Genomic DNA, 6597 nt, shown 5'->3' with positions numbered 1-6597 from the left:
CGGGGCGAGTCCAGGGCCCAGACCGCGATAGTGTGGCGGCGTGCCTCTTCGCCCGGATGGACTGCTGACCCACGAACTCAATCCTGATGACCCCCACCCGCAGGACCACTGCGGCGTCTTCGGCGTCAGTGCCGCGGGTCAGGAGGTGGCCAAGCTCACCTACTTCGGCCTGTTCGCCCTGCAGCACCGCGGGCAGGAGTCGGCCGGGATCGCAGTGAGCAATGGCAGCCGCATCATGGTCTTCAAGGACATGGGCCTGGTGAGCCAGGTCTTCGACGAGCCCACCCTGAACAGCCTCGAGGGCAACCTGGCCGTGGGCCACACGCGCTACTCGACCACGGGTGCGAGTGTCTGGGGCAATGCCCAGCCCACGCTGGCAGCGCACAGCGACGGATCGCTGGCGCTGTGCCACAACGGCAACCTGACCAACACCGACGAGCTCGAAGCCCTGCTGGCCGAGCGGATCGGCGCCAGGAAGGTGCCGCACAAGAAGCGGATGGACTCCTCCTCGGACACGATGATCCTGTCGGCTCTGCTGGCCAGCTACGAGGACCGCTCGCTGGAGCAGGCCGCGCTCGAGGTGCTGCCCACGCTGCGCGGTGCCTTCTGCCTCACCTTCATGGACGAGGGCACCCTGTACGCCGCCCGCGATGCGCAGGGCATCCGTCCGCTGTCCATCGGACGCCTGCCCGAGGGGGGCGTCGTGATCGCCTCGGAGACCGCCGCGCTCGACATCGTCGGGGCTGTCTACGAGCGTGACGTGCTGCCCGGCGAGATGGTGGTCGTCGAGGGCGAGGCGATCCGGTCGCACCGCTTCGCCGAGGCCAAGCCGAAGCACTGCCTGTTCGAGTACGTCTACCTGTCGCGCCCCGACACCATCCTGACCGGTCGCCGCGTGCACAACATGCGCGTCAAGATCGGCAAGCTGCTGGCGCGTGAGTTCCCGGCCGATGCCGACCTGGTCATCCCCACGCCTGAGTCGGGCATCCCGGCCGCGATCGGTTTCGCCGCCGGCTCGGGCATTCCCTACGGCCTGGGCCTGGTGCGCAATGCCTATGTGGGCCGCACCTTCATCCAGCCGTCCAATGCGATGCGCCAGATGGGCATCCGCATGAAGCTCAACCCGCTGCCCGACGTGGTGCGTGGCAAGCGCATCGTCGTGGTGGACGACACCATCGTGCGGGGCAACACCCAGCGCCAGGTGGTCGCCATGCTGCGCCAGGCCGGAGCCAAGGAGGTGCATGTGCGCATCTCGGCCCCGCCGGTGGAGTGGCCGTGCTTCTACGGCATCGACTTCGCCACCCGCGACGAGCTGATCGCCCCCGGCATGAGCATCGAGGAGATCGCCGAGGCGATCGGTGCCGACTCGCTGGGCCACATCTCCCTCGACGGCCTGGTCAAGGCCACCCACGTGGACAAGGACGACTTGTGCCGGGCCTGCTTCGACGGCGAGTACCCGGTGGGTCCGCAGGACCTGCCGCTGGCGCAGCTGCGCACCATGCCCATCAAGAAGAACGAACCCCCGAAGAACGAACCGCTGAAGAAGGAATCCTGATGAGCCAGTCCGCCTATGCCCGCGCCGGTGTGGACATCGAGGCCGGTGACCGCGCCGTCGAGCTGATGAAGGAGCACGTCGCCCGCACCCGCCGCCCCGAGGTGCTCGGAGGCCTCGGCGGCTTCGCCGGATTCTTCGACGCGAGCGCCTTCAAGAACTACCGTCACCCGGTCCTGGCCACCTCCACCGACGGCGTCGGCACCAAGGTCGCCATCGCGCAGGCCATGGACAAGCACGACACCATCGGTTTCGACCTGATGGGCATGCTGGTCGACGACCTGGTGGTCGCTGGTGCCGAGCCGCTCTTCGTCACCGACTACATCGCCTGCGGCAAGGTGGTGCCCGAGCGTATCGCCGCGATCGTCAAGGGCATCGCCGAGGCCGCCGAGGTGGCCGGCTGCGCCCTGCTGGGTGGCGAGACCGCCGAGCACCCCGGCCTGCTGGGCCCTGACGAGTACGACATCGCCGGCGCCACCACCGGCGTGGTGGAGCGTGACGAGATCCTGGGTGCCGATCGCATCCAGGAGGGCGACGTGGTGCTGGCCATGGCCGCCTCGGGCCTGCACTCCAATGGCTACTCGCTGGTGCGTCAGGTGCTGCTGACCGATGCCGGCTGGGCGCTGGACCGTGACGTGCCGGAGCTGGGCACCACCCTGGGCGAGGCGCTGCTGGTGCCGACCAAGGTCTACGCCAAGGACGTCCTGGAGCTGATCCGTGGCACCGAGGTGCACGCGCTGAGCCACATCACCGGCGGAGGCCTGGCCAACAACGTTGCCCGGGTGGTGCCCGAGCACCTGACCGCCGAGCTGGAGCGTCCCAGCTGGACGCCGCCGGCCGTCTTCCAGCTGGTGCAGCAGGTGGGCAAGGTGCCGCAGGCCGACATCGAGGCGACGCTGAACATGGGCGTCGGCATGGTGGCCATGATGCCCGAGGCAAGCGTGGAGGCTGCCCAGCGCATCCTGCAGGCGCGCGGCGTCGATAGCTGGATCCTGGGCCGGATGGTCGCAGATCGCGGCCAGCGCGTGGACCTTCGTGGAGGCCATCCCGCCGCATCCTGACCCCTCGCGTCCCACAGCCGCACCAGTCGTACGGTCTGCGGGGTGCGCCCCTTTTGGAAGCACCCGACAAGTTCGGTAGCCTGTGTTCCACGAAAGCTATACACACATTGCCGCGGCATAGCCGCGAGGGACAGAGCGAGGGGGTCGACCCGATATGGGGCGCGGCCGTGCAAAGGCGAAGCAGACCAAGGTTGCAAGGGATCTGAAGTATCGCCCGATCAACATGGATGTGGCATCTCTTGAGCGTGAGCTCGGGATCAAGGGTTCGTCGTCGAGCCGGTACGAGGACGACGACGATCCGTACGCAGATCTCGCTGCCGTCTACAACGACGACTACGACACCGACGGTGACGATGGGGAGCCTCGTCGCGTCGGCTGACGTGAGCCATCATGTCGTCGCCGTCCACCCCGATCAGTGACCATCGTCGTGATGGATCATGGGTTGATGACTCGATCCTGGATGGCTTCCAGCAGTTGACGATTCCGCTCCCTGGTGCGCGCATGGCGCCCGGGGAGCCGGAGTCGTCCCCGCTCACGGGAACCTTGGTGCGTAGGCACCCTCCGCAGCGTCGCAGCGCCTTGCTGTACCTGCACGGGTGGAGTGACTACTTCTTCCAGTCGCACCTGGCTGAGGCCGTGGAGCGGATGGGCCACGACTTCCATGCCCTGGAACTGCGCCGTTACGGGCGCAGTCTTGCTCCGGGGCAGCTGGCGGGATTCGTCGGCACCCTGGACGACTACTTCGAGGAGCTCGACCGTGCCGTCGGGATCCTGCGCGAGGACCACGACCAGGTGGTCCTGATGGGGCACTCGACGGGCGGGCTGACGGCCAGCCTGTGGGCCGATGCCCGGCCCGGGGCCATCGACGCCCTGGTGCTCAATTCGCCGTGGCTCGACCTGCAGGCCTCGTGGGTGGTCGCGGTGTTGACCGGACGGGTCACCAGGATGCTGTCCGTCTCCCGCCCGACGGCGGTGCTCAAGCTGTCCGACAACGGCTTCTACCTCCGGAGCCTGGATCCGGCCACGGGAGGGGAGTGGGAGGTCGATCCCGCACTCAAGGGGCCGGAGAACTTCTTCGTCCGGGCCGGGTGGCTGGCGGCAGTCCTGGCCGGGCACGACCGTGTGGCCAAGGGCCTGTCGATCGAGGCGCCGGTCCTGCTGCTCACCAGCGGGCGCAGCGACTTCAGGCGCGTCTGGGACGAGGCGATGCGTGAAGCAGACACCGTGCTGGATGTGGAGCGGATCATGGCCCGGGGTGCACAGCTCGGGGACCATGTCACCCTGGTGCGCCTGCCCGGTGGCATGCATGACCTGGCCTTGAGCCGCGGTCCGGTGCGCGACCGGTACTTCGACGAGGTCGAGCGTTGGCTGACGGCCTACCTGGGGCTGGGGCGCGAGGCGCACTGAGTGGTGGCCTTGCTGTACGTCCCGTCCAGGGCGATTCGGTGGCCCGGCAGGGAAGTGCCGGAACCAAAAAGACCCACCCCGGCGAAGGGTGGGTCGAGTTGGTGGCCAGGACCGGGATCGAACCGGTGACCTTTCACTTTTCAGGCGAACGCTGCTACCAGCTGAGCTACCTGGCCAAACGGTTGGAACGCCAGTGGAAGTGATGTTCCAACACAAAAGCGGTGATGCGAACATCACCGCTTCCGCGACCCCGACGGGACTCGAACCCGCGACCTCCGCCGTGACAGGGCGGCGCGCTAACCAACTGCGCTACGGGGCCTTGCGGCCCTGCTGGATCGTTTCCGATCCGGCCGGCTGCCCGTTTCAGGCAGCTCGAAAAATATAGCGCGTTTCGGGTGCAAAAGTGAAATCAAGCTGTCCAGACGCTTTCAAAGTTCTCTGACTAGGGGTTTTGTCACCGTGGGATTGGCTCGGGGGCTCTGGAGGGCTGCTGGCATGCCCCAGAAAGTTGTGTTCAACGTTAACTTGTGTTCATGGGGGTCGGCGCGGGAGGATTGGAGCCGTGCGCGGCGTCGCTCGGGGGAGTTGATGCCGCCGCACAGTCGGCGCCGGGGCGCACCTGTTGATCGGGGGATTGCGGGAGTTCCCGGCGTCGGCCCGTGTCTGGAGGCGGGTGCGATGGGCGTCGGCGTGGAAAAAGTTCCCCACTGGGGAATATTTGGATGAACTTTCAACTTGTACTGGGCAACTGACCTCTCGACGAAGGAACTTCCATGAGCAACCGCGCCCTGCGTACCCTCCTTGCCACTGCCAGCCCCATCCTGATCGGTTCCGGCGGAGCCGCCTGGGCCGCCATCACCAAGCAGCTCAAGGACCAGGACATCACCGTCCCCGAGGACGCGGACCGTCTGGCCGGCAAGCCGGTCGCAGGACCGCTGACCGCCTACATGCAGGCCGAGACCGTCGCCAAGCACGCGCACCACATGGGCGGAGGACGTACCTTCGCCGACGTGAGCGCCGAGTTCATGAAGGCGAGCGCCGAGGGTGACACCGAGCGGGCCGAAGAGCTGTCCGGCCCCCGGGACCTGCTCATGCAGGCCAACTTCACCCGCGCATCGCTGTTCACCAGCGTCCTGGCCTACGGCGTCTCCGCCCTGGTCATCGGCATGGGTGCCCTCACTGGCCTGGCCGCGGCCGCCATCGACAACGACAACTGAGTCCGGCGCCGGCACGACCGCACGGCAGGACCCGCCCCGCAGCCATCGCGGGGCGGGTCCTGCCATCGTCGGCAATGATGGGCACCGGTAACCTCACGGATGGTCGTGGAGCTCGTGGTCGAGCAGGAGGAGTGCGGATGAAGGTCCTGGTGGTCGGTGCCGGTGTGCTCGGAAGCCTCCATGCCGTGCGCCTGCACGATGCGGGCCATGATGTCAGCCTCCTGGCGCGTGGCAGCCGGCTGGCGGCCCTGCGCTCCAAGGGCTTGCTGATCGCCCGTGGGGACGGCCCGGTGCGACGCGTCGCACTGCCCGTGGTCTCCGAGGTGGAGGACGTCTACGAGTTGGTGGTCGTCGCGGTACGCGCCCAGGACATGGAAGCGGCGCTCGCTGGTCTGCGGACGCTCGCCGCCGACGTACTGACGCTGGGCAACTGGGCGGGATCACCGCAGGCGCTCGAGCTGGCGCTGGGCCGTGACCTGCTGCTCGCCTTCCCGATGGCGGGCGGGGTGATGGACCAGGGGGTCATCCGGTGGACGGCACCGTTGAAGCTGGGCCGCCTGGCCGCCATGCCCGTGGGTGAGTCCGGGTGGGGGAGCAGTGTGCGGGCCGAGCGGATCGTCGACGTCTTCAACAGCGCCGGATTCCCCGCCCAGGTGCAGCAGGACATGCCCGGCTGGTTGCGCACGCACGCCATCCTGGTGGCTCCTCTGGGGCTGGCCGTGGACCGCGCTGGTGGCGCCGCCGAGCTGGCCGCCGATGCCGGGGCCGTGCGGGGTGTCGTCGACGAGGTCCGGGGGCGTCTGCGGGCGCTCGAGGATGCCCCGGTGCCGCGCATCCTGGGGGTCCTGAAGGGCACCCCGACCCGCACCGCCGTCATCGCCCTGCGACGCTTCCTGCGCACTCCTGCGGCGGCACTGGCGCTGGACATCAGTAGTCCCGCGGCGCGTGCCGAGATCGAACTGCTGGCTCAGCAGTTGGGGGAGTGAGTGGTGCGAGGCTGCCGATCGTCATCGGAGTGTGGTTCAGTACAGAGCGCGACTCCCGCCTTCTCGGGATCACCATCATGGCTTTGGGGTAGGTTTTCCTCATTGCGGGATCGGCGCTGGTGATGCGAGGAAGATTCGACACAAGGCCCAAGGACCAGTGGCGGTATGAAGGCCATGACCAGGTGCCGCCGCGCTGACGCAATGGCGGGTGGGGATCTGCAGACCGCCTCAGATTGGGGCGGCGCCATCGGATGAAAGGCAGGGGCTTACGGCGGTCAGTCGCGCAGGTTCTCTTCCCACTCGGCCAGAAGGTCGGGGTGGAAGATGCGACTGGCCTCGAGCACCTCGAACATGATCACGCGGCCCTGCTCGTC

Annotated in this window: 6 protein-coding genes and 2 tRNA genes; 6 read left to right on the top strand and 2 right to left on the bottom strand. The window is 67.8% G+C overall.

Going from position 1 to position 6597, the window contains the following annotated elements; all coding sequences use genetic code 11:
• The first annotated feature begins 40 nt into the window (after positions 1–40).
• The 4 genes from purF to ACHFFZ_RS08965 all read left to right on the top strand — a co-directional run bounded on the left by purF (position 41) and on the right by ACHFFZ_RS08965 (position 4020).
• Positions 41–1555, top strand: a complete 1515-nt coding sequence (purF, locus tag ACHFFZ_RS08980) for an amidophosphoribosyltransferase (RefSeq protein WP_394276301.1) — start codon at positions 41–43, stop codon at positions 1553–1555.
• A complete protein-coding gene (purM, locus tag ACHFFZ_RS08975; protein ID WP_394276302.1) occupies positions 1552–2613 on the top strand; it encodes a phosphoribosylformylglycinamidine cyclo-ligase in 1062 nt (353 codons plus the stop codon). The genes purF and purM overlap by 4 nt, the downstream gene beginning before the upstream one ends.
• Positions 2614–2767: 154 nt before the next feature.
• Positions 2768–2992, top strand: a complete 225-nt coding sequence (locus ACHFFZ_RS08970; protein ID WP_394276300.1) for a DUF3073 domain-containing protein — start codon at positions 2768–2770, stop codon at positions 2990–2992.
• Positions 2993–3003: 11 nt separating this feature from the next.
• Positions 3004–4020 carry an alpha/beta hydrolase gene (locus tag ACHFFZ_RS08965; protein WP_394276299.1) on the top strand — a complete coding sequence of 339 codons (1017 nt, stop codon included), beginning with the start codon at positions 3004–3006 and terminating at the stop codon, positions 4018–4020.
• Positions 4021–4119: 99 nt separating this feature from the next.
• Here the strand turns inward: ACHFFZ_RS08965 and ACHFFZ_RS08960 are convergent.
• Positions 4120–4196: transfer RNA gene (locus ACHFFZ_RS08960), tRNA-Phe, on the bottom strand.
• A 69-nt stretch (positions 4197–4265) separates the two neighbouring features.
• A tRNA-Asp gene (locus ACHFFZ_RS08955) sits at positions 4266–4339 on the bottom strand.
• Positions 4340–4793: 454 nt separating this feature from the next.
• Between ACHFFZ_RS08955 and ACHFFZ_RS08950 the strand changes: the two genes are divergently transcribed.
• Positions 4794–5237, top strand: coding sequence for a hypothetical protein (locus tag ACHFFZ_RS08950; protein ID WP_394276298.1), 444 nt, complete (start codon positions 4794–4796; stop codon positions 5235–5237).
• Between the two features lie 137 nt (positions 5238–5374).
• Entirely contained in the window at positions 5375–6223 is an 849-nt protein-coding gene (locus ACHFFZ_RS08945) for a ketopantoate reductase family protein (protein ID WP_394276297.1), read from the top strand.
• Positions 6224–6597: the final 374 nt, after the last annotated feature.

The organism is Luteococcus sp. (assembly GCF_043424415.1).
Lineage (GTDB): Bacteria > Actinomycetota > Actinomycetes > Propionibacteriales > Propionibacteriaceae > Luteococcus.
Note: the sequence above shows the minus strand (reverse complement) of the source record. Positions and strands in the feature narration are given on the sequence as shown.

Coding starts and splice junctions, on each gene's coding strand:
- ACHFFZ_RS08970 (WP_394276300.1), top strand. CDS start 2,768: ATGGGGCGCGGCCGTGCAAAGGCGAAGCAGACCAAGGTTGCAAGGGAT.
- ACHFFZ_RS08965 (WP_394276299.1), top strand. CDS start 3,004: ATGTCGTCGCCGTCCACCCCGATCAGTGACCATCGTCGTGATGGATCA.
- ACHFFZ_RS08950 (WP_394276298.1), top strand. CDS start 4,794: ATGAGCAACCGCGCCCTGCGTACCCTCCTTGCCACTGCCAGCCCCATC.
- ACHFFZ_RS08945 (WP_394276297.1), top strand. CDS start 5,375: ATGAAGGTCCTGGTGGTCGGTGCCGGTGTGCTCGGAAGCCTCCATGCC.